This window comes from Companilactobacillus mindensis DSM 14500, from assembly GCF_001434275.1.
Taxonomy (GTDB): Bacteria; Bacillota; Bacilli; order Lactobacillales; family Lactobacillaceae; genus Companilactobacillus; species Companilactobacillus mindensis.
Window position 1 is genome coordinate 13,179 of sequence record NZ_AZEZ01000013.1, and the last position, 23,032, is coordinate 36,210.

The window sequence follows — 23,032 nt, forward strand, 5'->3', positions numbered from 1 at the left end:
GAGATTTAAATGGAATATACTGAAATTATGGTTCGTTACGGCGAACTATCAACAAAGGGTAAGAACCGCAAGAGCTTCATCGACCGTTTGCACGGTAATGTTGCTAAGGTTTTGAAAGATTACCCAGATTTAAGAATGCAACCACATCGTGATCGCTTGCACATCAAGTTAAACGGCGTCGATGCTAAGCCGGTTATGGAAAAACTCAAGAATGTCTTTGGTATTCAAACCTTCTCATTGAGTGTTAAAGTTTCACGTGACTTTGAAGATGTTAAGAAAAAGGCCGTTGAAATGATGCACGAAGCTTACAAGTCAGGCATGAGTTTCAAAGTGGGTACTAAAAGATCAGATCACAACTATCCACTAGATACTAACCAAGTCAACTTGCAATTAGGGGATGCTATCTGTGATGCTTTTCCCGGTATCGATGTTGAAATGAAGAAACCAGATATCAAGATCTCTGTTGAAGTTAGACAAGATGGCATTTATTTATCATATCTGACTGTCAAAGGTGCCGGTGGACTTCCTGTTGGTACAGCTGGAAAAGCTATGTTGATGCTTTCTGGTGGTATCGATTCACCAGTTGCTGGTTATTTGGCTATGAAGCGTGGAGTAGATATTGAAATGGTCCACTTCTTCAGTCCTCCATACACTTCTGAACAAGCCTTGAACAAAGCTAAGGAATTGACTTCAAAATTGACTGCCTTTGGTGGCAATATCAAATTTATCGAAGTGCCATTTGCTGAAATTCAAGAGACTATCAAAGCCGGTGTTCCTGAAGGCTACTTGATGACGATCCAACGTCGTTTCATGTTGAGATTGACTGATATGATTCGTGAAAAAGAACACGGTTTGGCTATCTTTAACGGTGAGGCTGTTGGTCAAGTTGCTTCACAAACGCTCGAGAGCATGGCAGCTATCAATGATGTAACAACAACGCCGATTTTACGTCCTGTTGCTACAATGGATAAGACGGAAATCATTCGTTTGGCTGAAAAAATCGACACATTCAATTTGTCTATTCAACCATTTGAAGATTGCTGTACAGTCTTTGCTCCACCAGCACCTAAGACACGTCCCAATATCGAAAAGACACGTAAGTTCGAAAGTTCGCTTGATATCGATGGTTTGTTAGAACGTGCGATGAATGGTATTAAGATCACAACGATTGAACATGGTGACAAGTTCATGGAAAATGATCAAGAAAACATTAATAGTTTGCTATAAAATTAATTGACGTATATGGATTTATGATTTATTATCAATTTATCAGCTTTGATCAGGAGTGTTATTTAGCAAGATTTCAGAGAAGGCATGTTGTTGAGAATTGCCCAGTCGAACTTTTTAACTGTTACCTGTGAGCTATCATTTTAAATGATCGGGCCACCGTTATCTGTTGAGTGAAGAGTTAGCAATAACTCTTAATTTAGGTGGTACCGCGAGAGTCTTCGTCCTATTTGGGATGAGGGCTCTTTTTTTACAATTTCTTAGCGGTTTTACCGCTTAGAAATTGTTATGGGGTCGCTTCAGCGACCGTATTCCATGGTTTAGGTTTTTGAACTAAAGCTATTACCACCACAACGGGTCCCATCATTTAAAATTCAACCATCAAACAAGCATCATAAAAAAGGAGAACAAACAATGAGAGAAATCGACATGGATACGAAATACAATCCACAAGAAGTCGAAGAAGGTCGTTACCAAACTTGGTTAGACGATGATGATTTCAAACCTTCTGGCGACAAGAAAGCAAAACCTTATTCAATCGTTATCCCACCACCAAATGTTACTGGTAAGTTGCACATGGGTCACGCTTGGGATACTACTATTCAAGATACTTTGATCCGTTACAAACGTATGCAAGGTTTCGATACTTTGTATCTACCTGGTATGGATCATGCCGGAATTGCTACTCAAGCTAAAGTTGAAGCAAAATTACGTGAACAAGGCATTACTAGATATGACCTTGGCCGTGAAAAGTTTGTTCAAGAAGTTTGGAACTGGAAAGATGAATTTGCCAAGATCATCAAGTCACAATGGGGTAAATTAGGTTTATCGCTTGATTACTCACGTGAAAGATTCACTCTTGATGAAGGTCTGTCAAAGGCCGTTCGTAAAGTCTTCGTTCAAATGTATAACGAAGGTTTGATCTACCGTGGCGAATACATTATCAACTGGGATCCACAACTACAAACTGCTTTGTCAGATATCGAAGTTATCCACAAGGATGACCAAGGTGCTTTCTATCATGTTAAGTACCCATATGCTGATGGTTCTGGTTTCATTGAAATTGCCACAACACGTCCAGAAACAATGTTCGGTGATGTGGCCGTAGCGGTTGCTCCTGATGACGAACGTTACAAAGACATCGTTGGTAAAGAAATTATCGTGCCATTAGTTGATCGTAAGATTCCAATTATTGCTGACCACTATGTTGATAAGGACTTTGGTACTGGTATGGTTAAGATCACACCAGCCCATGACCCTAACGATTTTGCGGTTGGTAACAGACATGATCTTAAACGTATCAACACAATGAATGCTGACGGTACTATGAATGAGAATGCCGGCAAGTATAACGGTATGGATCGTTTTGAAGCTCGTAAAGCCATTGTTAAGGACTTGCAAGATGACGGCGATATGATTAAGATCGAACCTTATGTTCACAGTGTTGGCCACTCAGAACGTTCCGGCGTTCAAGTTGAACCAAGACTTTCAACTCAATGGTTCGTTAAGATGAAACCATTAGCTGAAATGGTTCTAAAGAATCAAAAGAGTGACAACAAGGTCAACTTTGTACCAGATCGTTTCGAAAATACCTTTACACAATGGATGGAAAACATTCACGATTGGGTTATTTCACGTCAACTTTGGTGGGGACACCAAATTCCAGCTTGGTACAACAAACAAACTGGTGAAACTTACGTTGGTGAAGAAGCTCCTAAGGATATTGAAAACTGGGAACAAGATAAAGATGTGCTTGATACATGGTTCTCAAGTGCTTTATGGCCATTTTCAACTATGGGTTGGCCTGATGAAGATTCAGAAGACTACAAGCGTTACTTCCCAACAGATACTTTAGTTACTGGTTATGACATCATTCCATTCTGGGTTTCAAGAATGATTTTCCAAAGTTTGAAATTCACTGGTAAAAAACCATTTGAAAACACAGTTATTCATGGTTTGATGCGAGACTCACAAGGTCGCAAGATGAGTAAGTCACTTGGTAATGGTATCGATCCGATGGACGTGATCAAGAAGTATGGTGCCGATGCACTTCGTTGGTTCACAATGAACGGAACAACTCCTGGCCAAGACACACGTTTCAGTTATGACAAGATGGATGCTTCATGGAACTTCATCAACAAGATCTGGAATGCTTCACGTTATGTTATCATGAACCTTGACGACGATACTCCAGCAATGGACGATTTGTCACAAGTAACATCATATGATCTGTCAGATAAATGGATCTTGGCTAAATTGAACGATGCTGTTAAAGATATCAATGAAAAGATGGACAAGTTTGAATTTGGTGAAGTTGAACGTACGATCTACAACTTTATCTGGAACGATTTCTGTGACTGGTATATCGAAATGAGTAAGGCAACTCTTACTGGTGACGATGAAGCTGCCAAGAAGCAAAAGAAGATGATCTTGACTTATGTGCTTGACCAAACTCTACGCTTATTGCACCCAATCATGCCTTTCGTTACTGAAAAGATTTGGCTAACAATGCCACACAATGGCAAGACAATCATGCATGCTAAGTATCCTGAGTATCATGCTGACTTGGACGACGCTGATGCTGTGGACCAAATGGACGTCTTGATCGACTTGATCAAATCATCCAGAAAGATCCGTGTCGAAGCAAACGCTCCAATGTCAAATGCCGTTGATATCATGATCAAGCCACAAGATGACAAGATCAAAGATATTATTTTGAACAACAAGGAATACATCGACCGCTTCATGCATCCAAAGGACTTGCAAGTTGCCACTGATATCAAAGCACCAGCTTTGGCTATGACAGCTGTTACAACGAGTGCAGAACTTTACGTTCCATTGGCAGAATTGATCGATCTTGATGAAGAAATTGCTCGTCAAAATGAAGAAGTTAAAAAATTGGATAAAGAAATCATGCGGATAGACAAGAAATTGTCAAATCAAGGTTTCGTTGCTAAAGCACCTGAAAAGGTCGTTAATGAGCAAAAAGAAAAATTAGCTGACTACAAGTCACGTCAAGCTAAAGTCCAACAAAGAATTCAACAATTAAAAGACAACAAATAATATTTGTGTATATAATGACAGGGGGTTGGCATTCGTCCAACCTCCTTTTCTTTAATAAAAAATGGAGCGATAAAATTGTTAGAAAATTATCAAGATGCAGTGAACTATATTCATTCATTGCCTAAATTTCATAGAACTAATAATTTGGATAGGATCAAAGAGGCTCTGCATATTTTGGACGATCCACAAAACAGTTACGAAACGATCCATATTACTGGAACTAATGGTAAAGGTACGACGACTAACTTTTTGGCTAACTTGTTAGAAGGAACTGGTAAAAGAGTAGGGATGTTTACGTCTCCTTTTATCAAGGAATTTAATGAACGGATTCAAATCAATCATCAATATATTTCTAACAAGGATCTAGTGGAAGCGGTCAATTTTATCAAAGACAAAATTGGTACGATCGAATTGGCAGAATTTGAATTTGTCACGGTCTTAGGATTCTTCTACTTTCGTGGGCGAGTCGATGTGGCGGTTATTGAAGCTGGCATTGGCGCTAAACACGATAAGACTAACGTGATCACTCCAGAAGAATCGATCATTACCTCGATCGATTTGGACCATGAAAAATTGATTGGCCCAACGATCCAAGATATCGCCAAAGAAAAGTCAGGAATCATTAAACCAACTAAACCAATTATCACTGGTAAGTTGCACGAGTCAGTTCGAGGAATCGTACAGCAAGCTGCTGAGCAACAAAATAGTCCAATTTTTGAGTTTGGCAAAAATTTTGGTATAAAAAATTATAAAAATAATGATTTTAGTTTATCGTTTACATACTATGATGATAAAGTAGACATTGAGGGGATTCATTGCCAAGGTTTTGAGGAAACTACCGCAATGAATGCTTCAATCGCAATCAAGACATTCATTTGCTATCAAAAAACTCATAATTTAGAAATCTCCACTGATTCGATCAAGGCAAGTTTGGATACAAAACAGTTGCCTGGTCGAGCTCAGATCGTCCAACAAAAACCGCTGATCTTGATGGACGGAGCACATAATATTTCAGCAATTTACAATTTAATTAATTCTTTAACAAAAAACTATGAAAATAAGGATATAATTGTTTTGTATGCTGGAATGAAAGATAAGGATCGTCATGAGATTTTAGAAGAATTAGCGCCAAAAACTAAACATGTTTATATCACAACACTTGATATGGCACGTTCGGCTAAGGCTGATGATTACAATTTAGCTTTGTATGACAATGTTTCTTTCATTGAAAATTATCATGCGGAGTTACAGAAAATTATCAGTCAGTTGACTGAAGGACAAATTCTTTTGATCACTGGGTCATTTTATCTAGTTTCAGATTTGGAGCATTATTTCTCGTAATTTGAGATATGATGATAAAATTAAGAGAAAAAATTTTAGCGTATGGTGTCAGCACCTTAAAAGATGAAGAGTTATTAGCCGTAATCATCGGAAACGGAACTAGAGAGTCTAAAGTTTCTGAAATAGCTAAAAAAATTATTTGTCAATCGAATAGTTTAAATTTGAGTTTGGAACAATTAATGTCGTTTAATGGTATTGGAGTGGCACAGGCTTGTAAAATCCTGGCTGCTGTTGAATTAGGTACGAGAAAGGTTCAATCTGATACTTTGTCTGAGACAATTGTTTCTGTAGATGATATCGGTCGGCATTTAATAAATAAAATTGGTGGTGCCCCACAGGAAAAGCTGGTAGCCGTTTATTTGAACAATAGCTACCATGTAATTGATGAACAAGTTATCTTCATTGGTACGGTCGATCAGGCGACAGTTCATCCACGAGATATTCTAAGAGAGGCAGTTAAGATGTCAGCGACGCAAGTTGTGGTCGCACACAATCATCCTAATGGTTCATTGATGTTCTCAAATGATGATCAAGAATTCAGTCTGCGTTTGAAAAAGTGTTGCCATTTAATAGGAATAAACTTAATCGATCATCTGATTATTACAAAAAAAACCTATTCTAGTTTAAAGTCTTTAAATTTAATTTAGGATATGATTTCGTCGTACTTTCATTCGGCGTTTTCTATGATATAATTTTGGGTAGCGTAAAATGTGGTGTGTACTTTAAAGGAGAGAAAATAAATTGTTTGGTATTGGATCAAAGAAACTCGGTATAGACTTGGGAACTGCAAATACTCTAGTTTATGCTGAAGGTAAAGGTATAGTTTTAAATGAACCTTCAGTTGTTGCAAAGAATAATAACACTGGAGAAATTGTTGCAGTCGGTTCAGATGCACGTGAAATGATCGGTCGTACACCAGGTAGTATTTCTGCAATTCGTCCAATGCGTGACGGTGTTATTGCTGACTACGACACAACAGCTGCTATGATGAAATATTTCATCGAAAAGACAGCTAACAATTCAAAGCCATCAGTAATGGTCTGTGTACCAAGTGGCGTTACTGAAGTTGAAAAGAGAGCTGTTATTGAAGCAACTCAACACGCGGGAGCTCGTGAAGCTTACGTTATCGAAGAACCTTTTGCAGCTGCTATTGGTGCTGGTCTTCCTGTTATGGATCCAACTGGTAACATGGTCGTTGATATTGGTGGTGGTACTACTGATGTAGCTACTATTTCATTGGGTGGTATCGTTTCATCACGTTCGATCCGTGTAGCCGGCGATAAGTTTGACGATTCAATTTCTGCATACATTAAGTCAAACTTTAACCTTCAAATTGGTGAAAGAACTGCTGAAGATGTTAAAATCCAAATTGGTTCTGCATCAATTGAAAAAGCAAAAGAAATCGAATCAATGCAAATTCGTGGCCGTGACCTTGTAACTGGTCTACCAAAGACAATTCAATTGACTGGGGTAGATATTGCAACTGCTATCCACGAAAACGTTGAAGAGATCATTGAAACAATTAAAGAAACTCTTGAGGAAACTTCTCCTGAAATTGCTGCCGATGTTATCGATCATGGTATCGTTCTTACTGGTGGTGGTGCTTTGTTACATCACTTGCCAGAAGTAATATCAGAAGCAACTGGAGTTCCTGTGTTCATTGCTCAAGACCCACTAGATTGTGTGGCTATCGGTACTGGAGAATCACTTAAAAATATCGATGTAATGCGTCGCCAAAAATAAGCGGGTTAATCCCGCTTTTTTTTATTTGATCTACTAGGAGGAAGCAATGCAAAAATTTTTTTCAAATAAAAAATTAATTATTTTGATGGTACTCATTATTGTTACTTTGGGCCTATTGGCGGTAACGGTTAATATCCGTGATAAAAAAAATACGCCACCAGTAGTCCAACAAGTTGGTAATGATGTCGTAAGCGTTGTTGGAGGAGTATTCGCATATCCAACTAATGCTGTTAAAAATGCTATCTCAGAATTTTCTGATTTGTACGATACATATTCTGAAAACAAACGTTTGAAGTCTAAGATTGGTGAATTGGCACAAAATCAGGCTAAGCTAGAAGTAGTTCAAGATGAAAATAAAAAATTAAAGCAAGAATTGAAATTGAATAGTACGTTGACTGATTATTCCACTGTCAATGCTTCTGTCTTGTCTCGCTCACCAAGTAGCTGGCAAAGCTATTTGACGATCAACCGTGGACAAACTAGCGGCATCAAGAAAAACATGCCAGTTATGTCTGGTAACGGTTTGATCGGTCGAATAGTTGAAGTTGACAAAGTCAGTTCAAAAGTTGAATTGATCTCGACTGACAACGAATTGAACGATAAGTTTGCGGCGGAAATTGCCGGAAGCAACAACAAGAATATCACTGGAGTTGTCAGTCGTTATGACAGTGCCTCGGGTGATCTAGTTATGGAAAACGTCAACTCAACTAAGGATATTAAAAAAGGCCAAAGCGTTATCACATCCGGTTTGGGTGGTTTGACACCTCGCGGATTATACATTGGTAAAGTTTATGGAATCAAAAAGGACAACTACGGTATGACTAACTCAGTTTATATCACGCCGGCAGCTGAACTGCGTAACTTTACTGTTGTAACAGTAATCAAGTCATCGGTTAGCGGTGAACGCTAATGAATATTAAAGCGCGTAAGATAGTTGGCCAAATATTATTCATTTTGTTGGCATTTTACCTTGACGGTTTAATGAAATGGGCCTTTTTGAATAATATGAATCGTGGTACGGTCGTCATTTTGCCACAGTTGATGTTAATGATGATCGTCATGCTGACTATGCGAATCGATAATAGAAGACAATTGATTTTCTATGGAATAGTTTTTGGAGTGCTTTATGACTCTTATTACTATGGAATCATTGGACTTTATACGGTGCTTTTGCCACTGTTGATGGTGGGAATCGACCATTTTAAATTTTTGCTAGTTAAAAATAATATGGGTTATGAATTATCTATTTATTTCTTGTCTTTGACATTCTTACAATCAGGGATCTACTTGTTAGAAAGATTGTTGCAACAGACAAGTGCGAGTGTTTTTGACTTTATCACATACACATTGGGACCAACTTTGCTCTGGAATATCGTAGTGCTCTTTATCCTTTATATTCCAATTGCTAACTTATCCGAGTGGTTGGTGAAGTATCGGAGGGATAATAAATGAGTGACATCATTTTAAAAGGTGATAAGAATGGTTTTTCCGTCATAATCGGCGTTAACGCCAATTATGTTGATGCGTTTAAAGAACTAAAAGAAATGATCATGCAACAAAACGTCAAGTCAACTAATGAAGATGATGATGTCATTAATTTTACGGTCAAAACAGGTAATCGTCTGTTGAACGATCAACAAAAAGACGATATTAGAGAATTATTCGAGAAGTATCCACAGTTAGAGCTCAAGGGGATTGAGACTGACGTTGAATCTAAAGATGAAGTCAACAAAGCGATGAAGAAGATTCAAACAACTGTTGAATCAGGCATCGTTCGTAGCGGTCAAAAATTGACTTATGAAGGCGATTTGATTTTTCTAGGTACACTTCATCGAGATGCACAGATCTGTGCCACAGGTTCGATTTATATTCTTGGGGAAGTCAATGGAGTGGTTCAAGCAGGTTATCCTAATAATACCAATGCGGCTATTTTGGGTAATTTACAAAATGTTGATCAATTGCGAATTGCTGATGTGATCGAAATCGTGACTGACGATAATCGCAAAGATTTTCAGAATGGCAAATTTGCTTTCATTGATGACATGCATTCGATCAGTTTGGAAAATCTGACAAATTATAAAGATAGATTAAATGATCTAAAGAAAAGGACCGGTTAACTATGGGGATATCAATAGTTGTAACTTCTGGAAAAGGTGGCGTTGGGAAAACGACCACAACTGCAAATGTTAGTACTGTTTTAGCCAGCCTTGGAAAAAAAGTCTGCATGGTCGATTTAGATATTGGCTTGAGAAATCTCGATGCAGTTATGGGGCTGACTAACCGGGTCGTTTACGATATCGTTGATGTCGCACAACATCGGGTAGTAGTTTCACAGGCTCTGGTACGTGATCCACGTTTTGAAGACAATCTTTATTTATTGGCAGCTTCACAGTTTGCGGATAAATATGTTTTAGATAAAGATTCTGTTGGCACGATCGTTGAAGAATTAAAACAACGTTTTGATTTTGTCATGATCGACTGTCCTGCTGGAATCGAATATGGTTTTCAAAATGCAGTTTCGATTGCCGATGGAGCCTTAGTAGTAACTAATCCAGAAGTTGCTTCTGTTAGTGATGCCGATCGGGTCGTAGGTATTTTAGAAAATATGAATATGCCGATAACACCACATTTGATCATCAACCGTATTCGTAAGAACATGATCAACAATGGGACTTCCATGCGGATTGATGATATTGTCAATCACTTAGGCATTCCTCTGTTGGGAATCGTGATCGATGAGGATCGGGTCATTTCAGCTTCTAATGCTGGCCAAACAGTGGCCTTCGATCGTGATAGTGATGCTGGTCGCAGCTATCAACATATTGCTAAACGAATGCTTGGTGAAAACATTCCACTAGACTTATCGGACGAAAGTACGAAAAAAGTGGGATTTTGGGGCAGAGTGTTTGGAAGACATTAGTCACTATGGTACAATTTTTTTGTAAATTGAATAAGTCAACACAGGGGGAGCCAGTCGGCTGAGAGTGAACTTCGTAGTTCAGACCCTTTAAACCTGTTATGTTAATACATGCGTAGGGATAGTGTTGTTCAAGCAAAAGCGCGAACTCTCTTGTGATGGCTAAAATCAGAAGGGAGTTTTTTTGTATGACGAATGTTAGAAATAATGATTTGATCATTTTGACTGAAGTAGCTTTGATCACTGCCTTAGCTCTGGTATTGTCGTTTGTACCACATTCCACTGGAGTCTCATCGATTGAATTCATGTATGGACTTATTCCCATGGCTATCTTTGCTTTGAGACGTGGTTTAAAAGCTGGTTTGATGGCGGGATTCGTTTGGGGCATTTTGGATCTGGTCTTACGTGGCTTTAGTAATGGTGGTTTCTTGAATCCTTTGCAAGGAATCGTAGAATATCCATTGGCCTTTGGGGTCGTTGGATTGATCGGTTTGGGTAGCGTTCAAGTAAAACAAGCCATCGAAAATGGTAAGAACGCTATCGGTTTGATCTTATTGTATTCATCGATCGGTTTCTTCGCTAAATACTTCTGTCACTTCATTGCTGGCGGTATTTACTGGGGAACATATGCGCCTAAAGGGATGAACCCTTGGATCTATTCTTTAGTTATCAACGGTGGTAGTTTCATTGCCAATATGATCATGCTGCTCGTTTTGGTAGTAGTGTTGAATCGAGTCTTTAAGCAATTAATTATCGTGAAAAATTAAACAAACAATCAAAAAGAGCTCTGAATATTGAATATTCAGGGCTCTTTTTAGTTATCTTATAAAAGTAATCAATTTTTAAATAAAACTCATGACTGCAGTAAGAATAACACCACCGACAGTGACTAAAATCATTAGCCAAACAACAATTTGAGTAATTTTTGTCAATGTACTTTTAGGCTTTTTATCATCCAAAACTTCCACCACCTAATTAATATATAGTGAAATGGTACTTCACAATTACAATTTATGCAATATTTGTAAACGTACATTTCGATAATTGGAAAATGTCCCCACCGCTAGATGTGTATAATTAGTAACTGCTTTCACATTTCTTGACAGATTGTCTAATATCGTGTGGTTAAAAGTGGGGAATTGTGGTAAATTAGGAAGTGTTAAAGAATTGAGGTGAGCTATCCGTGTTCATGGGTGAATTTCATCACACACTTGATAATAAAGGTAGGATTATCATACCTGCTAAGTTTAGAAAGTCACTGGGTGAAAGCTTTGTGATCACTCGTGGAATGGACGGCTGCTTGTTTGGTTATCCAATGTTGCAATGGGAAAAACTTGAGGCACAGTTGGATAAATTACCTTTAACCAAGAAGGATGCAAGAGCATTCACTCGGTTCTTTTATTCTGCCGCGGCAGAGGTAGAATTTGACAAACAAGGTCGGATCAATTTGTCGGCTTCGTTAGTCGGTTTTGCCAAATTGACAAAGAATTGTGTAATTGTTGGCGTCTCAGACCGTATTGAGATCTGGGATGAACAACGCTGGAACGAATTTAGCCAAGAGGCTGAAGATAATTTTGAAGAAATATCGGAGAAAATGACAGACTTTGACTTCTAATGTATATAAACATAAAACAGTACTTTTAAAAGAAACTATTGATGAAATAAATCCACATGATAATGGTATCTATGTCGACGCAACTTTTGGACGTGGTGGACACACCAAAGAACTATTGAGTCGAGTTCACAATAGTCACCTTTATGTTTTTGATCGAGACGAAGCTGCTATTGAGGTCGGTGAAAGTATTCAAAACAATGCCGAGATAATCGGTGATAACTCGTTAACTTTAATACGTGATAATTTTGAAAATATGCAAGCTCGTTTGAATGAACTTGGTGTAGAAAAGGTTGATGGCGTCGTATATGATTTGGGAGTTTCTTCTCCACAATTTGATGATGCCGTCAGAGGCTTTAGCTATAAAAAGGAAGCACGTCTGGATATGCGGATGGATCAGAGACAAGATCTTGATGCTGAAAAAATCGTTAATGATTGGTCATACAATGATTTAGTAAGTATTTTCTATAAATACAGTGATGAAAAATTTGCTAAACAAATTGCTCGTGCCATCGAACGTACTAGAGACGACCACCGGATCGAATCGACGTTGGAATTAGCTGATATTATTAAGAATGCTATTCCAGCTGCGGCAAGAAGAACTGGCGGCCACCCGGCTAAACGTGTTTTCCAAGCTATTAGAATTGCTGTAAATGATGAATTGGGTTCACTCGAAAGATCCCTTGAACAAGCAATCGATCTGTTGGCACCACAAGGCAGAATAAGCGTTATAACTTTTCAATCCAAAGAAGATCGAATTGTCAAACATATTTTTAAAGACAATTCGCATGTTGATGTACCAAGAGGTTTACCCGTTATTCCAGATGATATCAAACCGATCTTAAAGCAGATCACTAGGAAGCCTATCTTGCCTAATGATGATGAACTGTCTGACAATAATCGGGCTCATAGTGCCAAATTACGTGTCGTTGAAAAGATATAATGGAGAATTATTAATATGAGAGAAGAAAGTACTGCTAGAAATTTACAAGACTATCAAGAGGTTGCTCAACCCCAACCGGCTGTCCAAGCCGCTCCTAAAACACGCAGTGTCCCCCTGTCAAAATTCGAGACTTTTTCTATTGTTGGTCTCGGTCTATTGGCAATGGTGCTCATGGTTACTTTGGTGAGTATCAAAGTATCTATGACTTCTTCTCAAAATAAATTAGATAGTCTTACGACACAGATCACAAAGACCAATACAAGCAATGTTAATTTAAGACAAGAAATTTCTGAATTAACAAGTTTTGATCGTTTTTCTTCTTTTGCGAAAAAGCACAATTTGAAAATGAGTGACAACAATGTAAGGAATATTTCAAAATGAGTAAGTTCAGAAAATTATTTAAAAATAAGGCAAGGCGCAATCATTATATTGTTGGTATGGTAATTTTGATTGCGACTGCCTTTTCTTTTATCCTTTTTATCCAAAGGTTCGCCGTTATCTCAATGAGTAAGCAATATAATGGCGTTAACCTGGTTCAGAGAACCAAACAAAAGTACGAACATGTCGATAAAGTAAATGCCAAACGTGGCGATATTTTGGACTCCGAAGGCGAGATGATTGCTGGAGATGCTACGATCTATAATATTTATGCTATCGTGTCGCATAAGTCCAAAACTACCGATGGTAAAGCTGACTATGTGGTCGATAAAGAGAAGACCGCTCGGATCTTGAGCAAATACTTACCTCTGTCCCAAGCCAAGTTACGCAAATTCCTAACGCCTGAGACTAAAGGTCAATATCAGGTAGAGTTTGGACCTTCGGGTCGTGGTTTGTCGATCGAGATCAAGCGCAAGATTGCCAAGCAGAAACTCCCTGGGATCCACTTTGTGGAGTTGCCATCGAGAGCTTATCCAAATGGTGTCTTTGCTACTAATTTAGTTGGGATCACTAAAGCTGATAACGCAAATGATGAGAACAGTAACATCAGTGGCGTTATGGGTGTTGAAAAATATTTCAATAAAATTCTAGGTGGCCGTGATGGTAAAAAAATTACTAAAGTCGACAGCAACGGCAATGAATTGCCTGATTCCCAAGTGATCGAAAAGAGATCAGCTGACGGTTCGAATATTTATTTAACATTGAATAGCAAAATTCAACAGTACAGTGAAATCTTGGCCCAGACGATCGATGAGAAGTATGAACCAAAGAACTTGCAGATCTTAGTAATGAACGCTAAGACTGGAGCTATCGAAGCAGCCACTCAAAGACCAACCTTCAATCCAACGACTGGTAAAGGTTTGAGTAACAGTTGGCGAGATACTCTGGTAGAAGACCAATTTGAACCGGGTTCAGTTATGAAGATCCTTACTTTGTCAGCATCGATCGATTCCGGCAATTATGATCCAAACGAATTGTATAAATCAGGTACGGTCGAAGTAGGTGGCCGAACGATCGGTGATTGGAATACGGCTGGTTGGGGTTATATCCCACTTTCCCAAGCCTTTACCAGATCATCAAACGTTGGGATGGTCAAGCTTGAAGAACAGATCGGTTCTAAAACTTGGATGGAATACATGAAACGATTTAATATCGGCAAGAAGACTGGTATCGAATTACCCGGTGAAGTTTCGGGTGGTATTTCCTTTGAACATGCCAGTGATCAAGCGATGACTTCCTTTGGTCAAAGTGTCAACGTCAATACTATGCAAATGCTACAAGCCTTTTCAGCAATTGCTAACGGTGGCAAGATGATCAAACCACAAATTATTAAGAAAGTCGTTGATCCTAATACAGGCAAAACGACCCAGACCTTCAAGCGTAAAGTCGTCAGTCAACCGATCAAAGCTAGCACGGCCAAACAAGTTCAAAAGGCCATGCACCAAGTTGTAACTAAAGAGTACGGAACCGGAATCGTCTATAACGTTCCTGGTGTCAAGGTCGGCGTCAAGACTGGTACAGCTCAGATTGCTTCTCCTACGGGAGGTTATTTGACAGGCTCGAATAACTATATTTTCTCAGTTGCAGGGATGATACCGTACAATGATCCTAAATATATTGTTTATGTCACAATGAAACAGCCACAGAAGATGACGGAATCACCAGAAAAGATTCTCTCAGAAGTCTTCAATCCGCTAGTCAAACGACTAGTTAGTCAGGGTAGTTCGCCTGAAAATGCTACGCCAGCTGGTAGTCAATATGTTAATATTCCAAGTCTGTTGGACAAGTCGACTAACGATGCGCTCAGTCAGATCAAAGACCTCAAACTTCAATCCGGAGTAATTGGTACAGGGAATAAAGTAGTTCAACAATTGCCAGCTAGTGATGAAAAAGTTATGCCCGGCCAACGGATCGTACTTTTGACCAACGGGGCAATGACGATGCCGGATCTTTCTGGCTGGTCCAAAAACGATGTTTTAAAGTTTGCGGAGATAACTGGTAAACAAGTCACGACTAAAGGTGATGGATATGTTGTGAAACAGTCAGTCAAGTCTGGTCATGTGATAAATGAGAGTGGTAAAATTATAGTTACATTGAAAAATAAATAATTAAGGGGATTTTCATGGAATTTAGTCATATCGTTTTCGACATAATTAGCTCTTTTGCAATTGTTGCGATCTTTATGCCATTTTTGATCGGTTACTTGGTTGCTCACAAAGAAGGACAGTCTATTAGAGAAGAAGGTCCTAAATGGCACGAAAAGAAATCAGGGACACCTACGATGGGTGGACTGTTGATTATCATTGCTGCACTGATCACGAATATTTGGGTCGGCATTTGGCAAGGACAATTGACACATTCATTATTAATTACAACTTTTGTTATTGTATTATATGGATGTATTGGTTTTATCGATGATTTCATCAAGGTATTTAAGAAACGTAACTTAGGACTTCGTGCTTATCAAAAGGCACTATTACAAGTCATTGTTGGTATCATTTTTCTCTACGTTTATAACGGAGATCAACTACCAATGAACTTTTCCGTTCCGGGGCTCTTTTCAATCGACTCCGCAGCAGTCTTTATTTTGTTCACATTATTCTGGCTAGTTGGTTTTTCTAATGCGACTAACTTGACTGATGGCTTGGATGGTTTGCTAGGTGGTCTAGGAACAATTTCTTACGCAACTTACGGAATAATTGCCATGAATCAAAATCGTTTTGACTTGGCTATCGTCTGTTTCTCAGTTGTCGGTGCCTTGTTAGCTTTTCTGGTCTTCAATCACAAACCAGCCAAGATCTTCATGGGTGATGTTGGTTCACTAGCACTTGGTGCTGGACTAGCTGCCATCTCGATCTTGTTGGGTCGTTACTGGTCATTGTTGTTGATCGGTTTCGTCTATGTAGTTGAAACTATGAGTGTTATGTTACAAGTCTTTTCATTCAAAGTATTCCACCGTCGAATCTTTAAGATGACACCAATTCACCATCATTTTGAAATGCTCGGTTGGACTGAATGGAAGATCGATATCGTCTTTTGGATCGTTGGAGCAATTTGTTCTGCAATTTATTTAATTTTATTCGTATAGGAAGTAATGAATAGCAATGAAAACAAAGAGTAATTATTCAAACAAAAAGATTTTAGTTTTAGGTTTAGCTAAGAGTGGTTTTGCGGTTGCAAAATTGTTGAAAAAAATGGGTTCAGATGTGACGGTTGTCGACTCTAATCCCTTGGAAAATAATGTTGAGGCTCAAGAATTGATCGATGATGGTTTCAAAGTTATCACCGGTAGTAACGATGCTAGTTTGATCGATGATTCTTTCGACTACATGGTCAAAAATCCTGGGATCGTTTATGAAAACGACTTAGTTCAACAAGCCGAAAAGTTGAATATTCCTGTTATTACTGAACCAGAAATAGCTTATAGCTACTCAGATGCAACAATGGTTGCTGTTACTGGTACTAATGGTAAGACGACGGTTACGACCTTGATTCAATTAATGTTGAAGCATTCACCAGAATTCAAGAATTCTTATTATGCTGGTAATATTGGTATTCCAATTTCCGATGTGATTCAAAAAGCTACTAAAGATGATGTGATCGTTACTGAACTATCAAGTTTCCAACTTCAAGGGACGATCGACTTGCATCCACACGTAGCAGTATTGAACAACATCTATTCAACTCATTTGGACTTTCACAAGACTCGTGAAAACTACATCAAAGCTAAAATGCACATTACTAAAAATCAAACTGAGAATGATTACTTCGTTGTAAATTGGAACACTGAAGAATGGCGCAATTTGGCCAAACAATCTAAGGCGCAAATTTTGCCTTTCTCCGACAACCAAGAACTTGATCACGGAGCCTTTGTTAAAGACGATATTATTTACTGCAATGGTGAAAAGATCATGAATACGGATGAAATCAAGATCCCTGGCGAACACAATGTTCAAAATGCTTTGGCAGCTATCAGCGTTGCCAAATTGTATGATGTTAAGAATGAAGATATTATTGAAGTATTGTCATCCTTTTGTGGTGTCAAACACAGAATACAATACGTCGATACCTTTGGTGGTCACAAATTTTATAATGATTCTAAGGCAACCAACGTTGAAGCTACAATCGTAGCTTTGAGCGCCTTTAAAACACCGATTACTTTGATTGCTGGTGGATTGGATCGTGGAAATGGCTTTGACGAACTTATTCCATCACTTAAAGGTAAAGTAAACAATTTGATTGTTTATGGAGAAACAGCTGACAAAGTTATCGAATCAGCTGAAAAGGCGGCTGTTGGCAATATCGTTAAAGTAAATAATTTGACTGAAGCGGTTCCCGAAGCTTACAAACAAAGCGATGCCGGTGACGTGATCTTACTTTCACCCGCTGCTGCCAGTTGGGATCAATTCCATACCTTTGAAGAACGTGGCGACCAATTTATTGAAGAGGTTGAAACTTTAAAGGGAGAAGTCAAATAAATGAAGAAAATGCGCATAATTGTTTCCGGTGGTGGAACAGGGGGACATATATATCCTGCAATGGCCTTGATCAAACGTCTCAAAGAACGTGACCTGATCGAGGATGTTTTATACGTTGGAACAGAAAAAGGCTTAGAGAGCAAAATTGTCAAGAATGCCGGCATCGATTTTAAAACGATTGAAGTTCAGGGCTTTAGACGAAAATTATCTTTGGATAATGTCAAGACGGTTCAACTATTTCTTTCAAGTATTCGCAAGTCTAAAAAAATCGTCAAAGAGTTTAAGCCAGATATCGTGATCGGAACAGGGGGTTATGTCTGTGGGGCTGTGGTTTATGCGGCTCACGCATTGCATATTCCTACAGTGATCCACGAACAGAACTCAATTGCCGGTGTAACGAACAAATTCTTAGCTCACTTTGTTGATAAAGTTGCGATTGCCTTTACGGAAGCAGCTGACCAATTCAGTGAAAAGAAGAAGATTGTTTTCACAGGAAACCCCAGAGCTCAAGAAGTAGTCAATATTAAACCAAATGACCGTTTAAAAGAGTTCAATTTAGCTGCTGATAAGGATACCGTTATGATCTTTGGCGGTTCCCGTGGTGCTAAACCGATCAATCAAGCAGTGATCGAGACATTGGACCGTTTTGAAAAGACCGATTATCAAGTGCTGTTTGTTACCGGACGGGTACATTATGACAATGTGATTAAATCGATCGATTCAAAGTATTTAAATAGTGCAAATATCTCAGTATTGCCATATATTGATAATATGCCAGAGATTTTACCTGACATTAAGTTGATTGTGGGACGTAGCGGGGCAACAAGTATTGCTGAAATCACTGCATTAGGGATTCCGGCTATCTTTGTTCCTAGTCCTTACGTAACGCATGATCATCAAACTAAAAATGCTATGTCCGTTTCAAAGGTCGGTGCAGCTAAGTTGATTCCGGAAGCAGAACTTACTTCTGATAAGTTGTTCCAAGAAGTCAATGACATTATGAGTGATGCTGCCGTTCAACAAGAGATGTCAGATAATTCTAAGAAAATTGGCGTTCCTGATGCCGCTGATCGTTTGATAAAGGTATTAACTGGCTTAGTAAATAAGTGATTTATGAGGATTGATGGTGTTGAAAAAAAGACGGATACGGATAAGTAGAAACAGTCTGATTTTTATAATAGTTTTTGTCATAGTATTGATTGCTTATTTTGGTTCGTCTTTAAGCAAGGTGCGAAATATCAATGTCAAAGGTGTCAATGATTTAGGGGCGCAACAAGTGATCGATGCGACCAAGATCGATGACAATTCTACTTTGTTAAATGTTTTGATTCACCATGGCTCAATTGCCAAAGCTACTGAAAAGAAACTTCCGTCGATCAAATCAATCAAGTTTGGCACGCATAATCTGCGTGACCTGACGATCAACGTTAAAGAACATCCGACGCTAGGCTATATTTATAAAGATGGTGGTTATTATCGGATCATCAATAATGGTCAGGTGATAAAACAAAAAATGAGTTCTCCAATCGGAAATTATCCAATCTACAGTAATTTCAGTGCTGCACGGTTGAAGAAAATGTCGAATATGTATGCAACGTTACCAAGTAATGTTCAGACTAATATTTCTGAATTTTATAACGCCCCAACTAAATTGAATCCGTACCGTATCAAGATCGATATGAATGATGGAAATAAAGTTGTCGCTGATATGAGAACTGTTAAATCGAAATTAAAATATTATCCTGGTATGGCCGCCCAAATGAAAAAAAAGGGCGTTATAGATTTGGAGATAGGAGCATACTCTTATCCCTTTAAAGACAAGAAATAGCTTTAATATAACCATAATTGTGTTAAAATTTTTTAGTGAATAGATTTTTCTAGGTAAGGGAGGCTGCCACGATTAATGGACAATTCCGAATTTTTTGTAGGTCTTGATATTGGCACAAATTCAATAAAAGTAGTCGTTGCCGAGTCATCAGATGATAGATTAAGCATCGTTGGCGTTGGAAGCGAAAGATCCGAAGGGGTCAGCCGTGGCGTTATAGTCGACATAGACAAAGCGGCGGGGGCTATTAAAAAAGCTGTCAAGAAGGCCGAAACACAAGCAAATATATCAATACGTGACGTTGTAGTCGGCATATCGGCGAATATGTTACAAATAGAAAAATGTCAAGGTATGATTGCGGTTGGATCTCAATCCAAAGAGATCACCGAAAATGATGTTCGACTTGTTATGCAAGCAGCCATGGTCCAAAACTTACCTAGTGAGAGAGAAGTAGTTTCTCTAATACCTAAACAATTTTCTGTCGATGGATTCAACAATATTCGTGATCCTCGTGGAATGATAGGTGTTCGTTTGGACATGACTGGAATTCTTTATACAGCACCACAAACAATTGTACATAATACTAAAAAGGCCATTGAAAAGGCCGGTCTAAATATTATTCATAAAGTTATTTCTCCAATGGCATTGAGTCAAGTCGTTTTGAATGCCGGTGAGAGTTCTTTCGGAGCTGTAATTATAGACATGGGAGCTGGTCAAACGACCGCTTCTGTTGTGCACGATCATAACCTTAAATTGTCGACTGTCGACTTTGAAGGTGGAGATTACGTAACGCACGATATTTCAGTCGTTTTGAATACAACGGTTGAAAATGCCAATCAATTAAAGCTCTATTATGGTAATGCTTCGGCTGACAAATCAGCTACTGATGAGAATATCAGTGTTGAAGTCGTTGGCAAAAACGAGCCAACCATGATTTCAGAAGAGTACTTAGCAGAGATCATCGAAGCACGTCTCAACCAAATTTTCACTAGACTTCAGGCACCCCTTGAAGATGCCGGCGCTTTGTCGTTGCCTGGTGGAATCGTTTTGACAGGTGGCGTTGCTGCTACACCAAATGTTGAAGATTTAGCAAGAAAAATATTTGATGTCAAAGTCAGAAGCTATGTCCCAACGCAAATGGGTATGCGTTATCCTTCATACTCGTTAGGTTTAGGCTTAGTTACTTATGCTTCTAGACTGAATGATATTGGAGTTATCGCTGACAATGTTGTCAATGGGGCAACGATTGAACGCAATAATAATAGACCTCAAACTCAGGCTGCTCCGGATCAACCGGTTGAACAACCTGAAAGCAACAATATTCCGACTCAAGAAGACCAACCAATACAAGAAGAGACCACTGAACAACCTGAAAAGGCGAAAAAAGGGTCGAAATTCAAGGACTTTTGGAGTAGATTTTTTGATTAAAAATAAATAAATTATAGATTTAATAGGAGGAACTCCTTAATGGAATATACTTTAGACTCAAGCGAAAACAAGGGAGCGGTAATTAAAGTTATCGGTGTCGGTGGTGCCGGTGGCAATGCTGTCAATCGAATGGTAGAAGCAGGGATCAAAGGCGTTCAGTTCATTGCTGCTAATACTGATGTTCAAGCTCTAGAAAGTTCCAATGCTGAAACTAAAATTCAATTGGGACCTAAATTGACTCGTGGCTTAGGTGCCGGTTCAAACCCTGAGGTTGGACAAAAAGCTGCTCAAGAAAGTGAAGAGGCCATTAAAGAAGCCCTTGAAGGCGCAGATATGATCTTTGTAACCGCCGGAATGGGTGGTGGTACTGGTACAGGTGCTGCTCCTATCGTTGCTAATATTGCTAAGGAAAGTGGCGCTCTTACTGTTGGTGTCGTTACACGTCCGTTCGCATTTGAAGGTGCCAAGCGTTCACGTTTTGCAGCTGATGGAATCACAGAACTTAAAAAAGACGTTGATACTTTGGTTATTATTTCTAATAGTAAATTGTTGGAGATCGTTGATAAGAAGACACCAATGAGTGAAGCTTTCAGTATTGCTGATGATGTTTTACGTCAAGGCGTACAAAGTATCTCTGATTTGATCACATCACCTGGTTTCGTTAACTTGGACTTTGCTGATGTTAAGACCGTTATGTCTGATCAAGGCTCTGCTTTGATGGGTATCGGTCAAGCTAACGGTGAAAACAGAATCACTGAAGCTACTAAGAAGGCTGTTTCTTCACCATTGCTTGAAGTTTCAATCGACGGTGCTAAACAAGTTCTTCTTAATATTACTGGTGGACCAGACTTGTCACTATTTGAAGCTCAAGATGCAGCGCAAATTGTTTCCGAACAAGCTACATCTGATGTTAATATAATCTTTGGTACTTCAATCGACGACACACTTGGTGATCAAGTTAAGGTGACTGTGATTGCAACTGGAGTTGAAAATGAAGACAACAAGAAGAGAGAACCTCTCAGACGTCCTCTAAACAACCCTAGAGCAGTTTTGGACAATAAGAACAAAGCTACTGACAACGGTGATACTGACCGTCCTATGCCTTCACAACAATCAAAGGCACAACCACAATCATCAAATGATCCTTTAGCAGATTGGGATATTAATCGTGATGCATCTAAGTCAAAGAACGTTTCTGGTGAAAAGGGCGATTTTGAAATCTTCCAAAAGCCTGAAACAATTGATTTGAGCGATGATGATGATGACTCTACTCCTCCAATCTTTAAACGTCGTAACAATAAATAAAAGGAGATTTTCTTATGGCATTTGAAAAGTTAGGTAGTTTTTTTGGTATTAATGACGAAGATGATTTTGAAGAAACAAAACCAGTTACTAATACTAAGCAACCTAAGTCAGACTATTCAAATAACGAAAAAGTCGTATCAATGAGTACAGCCAGTGAGGCTAGAACTAAAGGCAACAGCAAAATCGCTATTTACCAACCTCGGATATACTCGGATGCAAAAGTTATTGCTAAACAACTTTTGAACAACAAGGCTGTCATCGTTAATTTTAATAATGTCAATGATGAACAATCAAAGAGGATCGTAGACTTTTTAACTGGTACTATCTTCGCCTTGAATGGTGAAATTAAGCGTGTTGGAGAAAAAATCTTTCTTTGCACACCACCAAAGTTTGAAATTGATGGAAGCATACCAGATATAAATGAATAAAGTCGAGGAAAGATATGAATCAAATTTTAAGTGGATTGCCTTTTGTAATTAATATGGCCGTCGAATTATATGAATTCGTGATATTTGTCTACTGTATAATGTCATTTATCCCTAATTTGTATAACTCAGCTATCGGTCGTTTTGTAGTTGCATTAGTGGCTCCATTCTTAAATTTAATTAGAAGGGTCTTGCCGATAGTTTCGACAGGCTTTCTAGATTTTTCTCCAATAGTTGCATTGATAATAATTCAACTATTACAGAAAGTGATTTATTTGATAATCTAA

At 38.6% G+C, this 23,032-nt stretch carries 23 protein-coding genes and 1 riboswitch; of the genes, 22 read left to right on the forward strand and 1 reads right to left on the reverse strand.

What is annotated here, in order from left to right:
- Nucleotides 1-9: 9 nt before the first annotated feature.
- The 10 genes from thiI to thiT all read left to right on the forward strand — a co-directional run bounded on the left by thiI (nucleotide 10) and on the right by thiT (nucleotide 11,058).
- On the forward strand, nucleotides 10-1,227 hold the full coding sequence (gene thiI / locus FD29_RS01990; protein ID WP_057887310.1) for a tRNA uracil 4-sulfurtransferase ThiI: 1,218 nt from the start codon (nucleotides 10-12) through the stop codon (nucleotides 1,225-1,227).
- Between the two features lie 414 nt (nucleotides 1,228-1,641).
- The gene (locus FD29_RS01995) at nucleotides 1,642-4,290 is read left to right on the forward strand and encodes a valine--tRNA ligase (RefSeq protein WP_057887311.1); all 2,649 of its coding nucleotides are present in this window, start codon (nucleotides 1,642-1,644) and stop codon (nucleotides 4,288-4,290) included.
- A 75-nt stretch (nucleotides 4,291-4,365) separates the two neighbouring features.
- Nucleotides 4,366-5,631, forward strand: coding sequence for a bifunctional folylpolyglutamate synthase/dihydrofolate synthase (locus tag FD29_RS02000; RefSeq protein ID WP_057887312.1), 1,266 nt, complete (start codon nucleotides 4,366-4,368; stop codon nucleotides 5,629-5,631).
- An 8-nt stretch (nucleotides 5,632-5,639) separates the two neighbouring features.
- Complete coding sequence (gene radC, locus FD29_RS02005) at nucleotides 5,640-6,278, forward strand: RadC family protein (protein WP_057887313.1); 639 nt, start codon at nucleotides 5,640-5,642, stop codon at nucleotides 6,276-6,278.
- Between the two features lie 94 nt (nucleotides 6,279-6,372).
- Nucleotides 6,373-7,374: a rod shape-determining protein gene (locus FD29_RS02010; protein WP_057887314.1), complete on the forward strand. Its 1,002-nt coding sequence runs from the start codon at nucleotides 6,373-6,375 to the stop codon at nucleotides 7,372-7,374.
- A gap of 46 nt (nucleotides 7,375-7,420) precedes the next feature.
- Entirely contained in the window at nucleotides 7,421-8,284 is an 864-nt protein-coding gene (gene mreC, locus FD29_RS02015) for a rod shape-determining protein MreC (protein WP_057887315.1), read from the forward strand.
- Entirely contained in the window at nucleotides 8,284-8,826 is a 543-nt protein-coding gene (gene mreD, locus FD29_RS02020) for a rod shape-determining protein MreD (RefSeq protein WP_057887316.1), read from the forward strand. Before mreC ends, mreD begins: the two co-directional genes overlap by 1 nt.
- Nucleotides 8,823-9,491 (forward strand): septum site-determining protein MinC, encoded by a 669-nt coding sequence (locus FD29_RS02025; protein ID WP_057887317.1) that lies wholly within the window; start codon nucleotides 8,823-8,825, stop codon nucleotides 9,489-9,491. The genes mreD and FD29_RS02025 overlap by 4 nt, the downstream gene beginning before the upstream one ends.
- Before the next feature lie 2 nt (nucleotides 9,492-9,493).
- The gene (gene minD, locus FD29_RS02030; protein WP_057887318.1) at nucleotides 9,494-10,294 is read left to right on the forward strand and encodes a septum site-determining protein MinD; all 801 of its coding nucleotides are present in this window, start codon (nucleotides 9,494-9,496) and stop codon (nucleotides 10,292-10,294) included.
- Between the two features lie 33 nt (nucleotides 10,295-10,327).
- Nucleotides 10,328-10,431: riboswitch (TPP riboswitch) on the forward strand.
- Between the two features lie 48 nt (nucleotides 10,432-10,479).
- Entirely contained in the window at nucleotides 10,480-11,058 is a 579-nt protein-coding gene (thiT, locus tag FD29_RS02035) for an energy-coupled thiamine transporter ThiT (RefSeq protein WP_057887319.1), read from the forward strand.
- A 75-nt stretch (nucleotides 11,059-11,133) separates the two neighbouring features.
- On the opposite strand, the gene FD29_RS11175 is transcribed toward thiT, so the two are convergent.
- The gene (locus FD29_RS11175; protein ID WP_371862700.1) at nucleotides 11,134-11,259 is read right to left on the reverse strand and encodes a DUF4044 domain-containing protein; all 126 of its coding nucleotides are present in this window, start codon (nucleotides 11,257-11,259) and stop codon (nucleotides 11,134-11,136) included.
- Nucleotides 11,260-11,474: 215 nt separating this feature from the next.
- Here FD29_RS11175 and mraZ point away from each other — a divergent pair, with 215 nt between their 5' ends.
- The 12 genes from mraZ (at nucleotide 11,475) to FD29_RS02095 (ending at nucleotide 23,032) form a co-directional block, all read left to right on the forward strand.
- A complete protein-coding gene (gene mraZ, locus FD29_RS02040; protein WP_057887320.1) occupies nucleotides 11,475-11,906 on the forward strand; it encodes a division/cell wall cluster transcriptional repressor MraZ in 432 nt (143 codons plus the stop codon).
- The gene (gene rsmH, locus FD29_RS02045; RefSeq protein ID WP_057887321.1) at nucleotides 11,896-12,846 is read left to right on the forward strand and encodes a 16S rRNA (cytosine(1402)-N(4))-methyltransferase RsmH; all 951 of its coding nucleotides are present in this window, start codon (nucleotides 11,896-11,898) and stop codon (nucleotides 12,844-12,846) included. The genes mraZ and rsmH overlap by 11 nt, the downstream gene beginning before the upstream one ends.
- 15 nt (nucleotides 12,847-12,861) lie before the next feature.
- Nucleotides 12,862-13,227 (forward strand): cell division protein FtsL, encoded by a 366-nt coding sequence (ftsL, locus tag FD29_RS02050; protein ID WP_057887322.1) that lies wholly within the window; start codon nucleotides 12,862-12,864, stop codon nucleotides 13,225-13,227.
- Nucleotides 13,224-15,392 (forward strand): penicillin-binding transpeptidase domain-containing protein, encoded by a 2,169-nt coding sequence (locus tag FD29_RS02055; protein ID WP_057887323.1) that lies wholly within the window; start codon nucleotides 13,224-13,226, stop codon nucleotides 15,390-15,392. The genes ftsL and FD29_RS02055 overlap by 4 nt, the downstream gene beginning before the upstream one ends.
- Nucleotides 15,393-15,406: 14 nt before the next feature.
- On the forward strand, nucleotides 15,407-16,372 hold the full coding sequence (gene mraY / locus FD29_RS02060; RefSeq protein ID WP_057887324.1) for a phospho-N-acetylmuramoyl-pentapeptide-transferase: 966 nt from the start codon (nucleotides 15,407-15,409) through the stop codon (nucleotides 16,370-16,372).
- 16 nt (nucleotides 16,373-16,388) lie between these two features.
- Nucleotides 16,389-17,762, forward strand: coding sequence for a UDP-N-acetylmuramoyl-L-alanine--D-glutamate ligase (gene murD / locus FD29_RS02065; RefSeq protein WP_057887325.1), 1,374 nt, complete (start codon nucleotides 16,389-16,391; stop codon nucleotides 17,760-17,762).
- A gap of 9 nt (nucleotides 17,763-17,771) precedes the next feature.
- Nucleotides 17,772-18,872 carry an undecaprenyldiphospho-muramoylpentapeptide beta-N-acetylglucosaminyltransferase gene (murG, locus tag FD29_RS02070; protein ID WP_057887386.1) on the forward strand — a complete coding sequence of 367 codons (1,101 nt, stop codon included), beginning with the start codon at nucleotides 17,772-17,774 and terminating at the stop codon, nucleotides 18,870-18,872.
- 118 nt (nucleotides 18,873-18,990) lie between these two features.
- Complete coding sequence (locus FD29_RS02075) at nucleotides 18,991-19,590, forward strand: cell division protein FtsQ/DivIB (RefSeq protein ID WP_162253410.1); 600 nt, start codon at nucleotides 18,991-18,993, stop codon at nucleotides 19,588-19,590.
- A 75-nt stretch (nucleotides 19,591-19,665) separates the two neighbouring features.
- Nucleotides 19,666-21,015, forward strand: a complete 1,350-nt coding sequence (ftsA, locus tag FD29_RS02080; RefSeq protein ID WP_057887327.1) for a cell division protein FtsA — start codon at nucleotides 19,666-19,668, stop codon at nucleotides 21,013-21,015.
- 39 nt (nucleotides 21,016-21,054) lie between these two features.
- Nucleotides 21,055-22,320, forward strand: a complete 1,266-nt coding sequence (gene ftsZ, locus FD29_RS02085; RefSeq protein ID WP_057887328.1) for a cell division protein FtsZ — start codon at nucleotides 21,055-21,057, stop codon at nucleotides 22,318-22,320.
- Nucleotides 22,321-22,334: 14 nt separating this feature from the next.
- Nucleotides 22,335-22,748, forward strand: coding sequence for a cell division protein SepF (locus FD29_RS02090; protein WP_057887329.1), 414 nt, complete (start codon nucleotides 22,335-22,337; stop codon nucleotides 22,746-22,748).
- Between the two features lie 53 nt (nucleotides 22,749-22,801).
- Nucleotides 22,802-23,032, forward strand: a complete 231-nt coding sequence (locus tag FD29_RS02095) for a YggT family protein (RefSeq protein ID WP_268871995.1) — start codon at nucleotides 22,802-22,804, stop codon at nucleotides 23,030-23,032.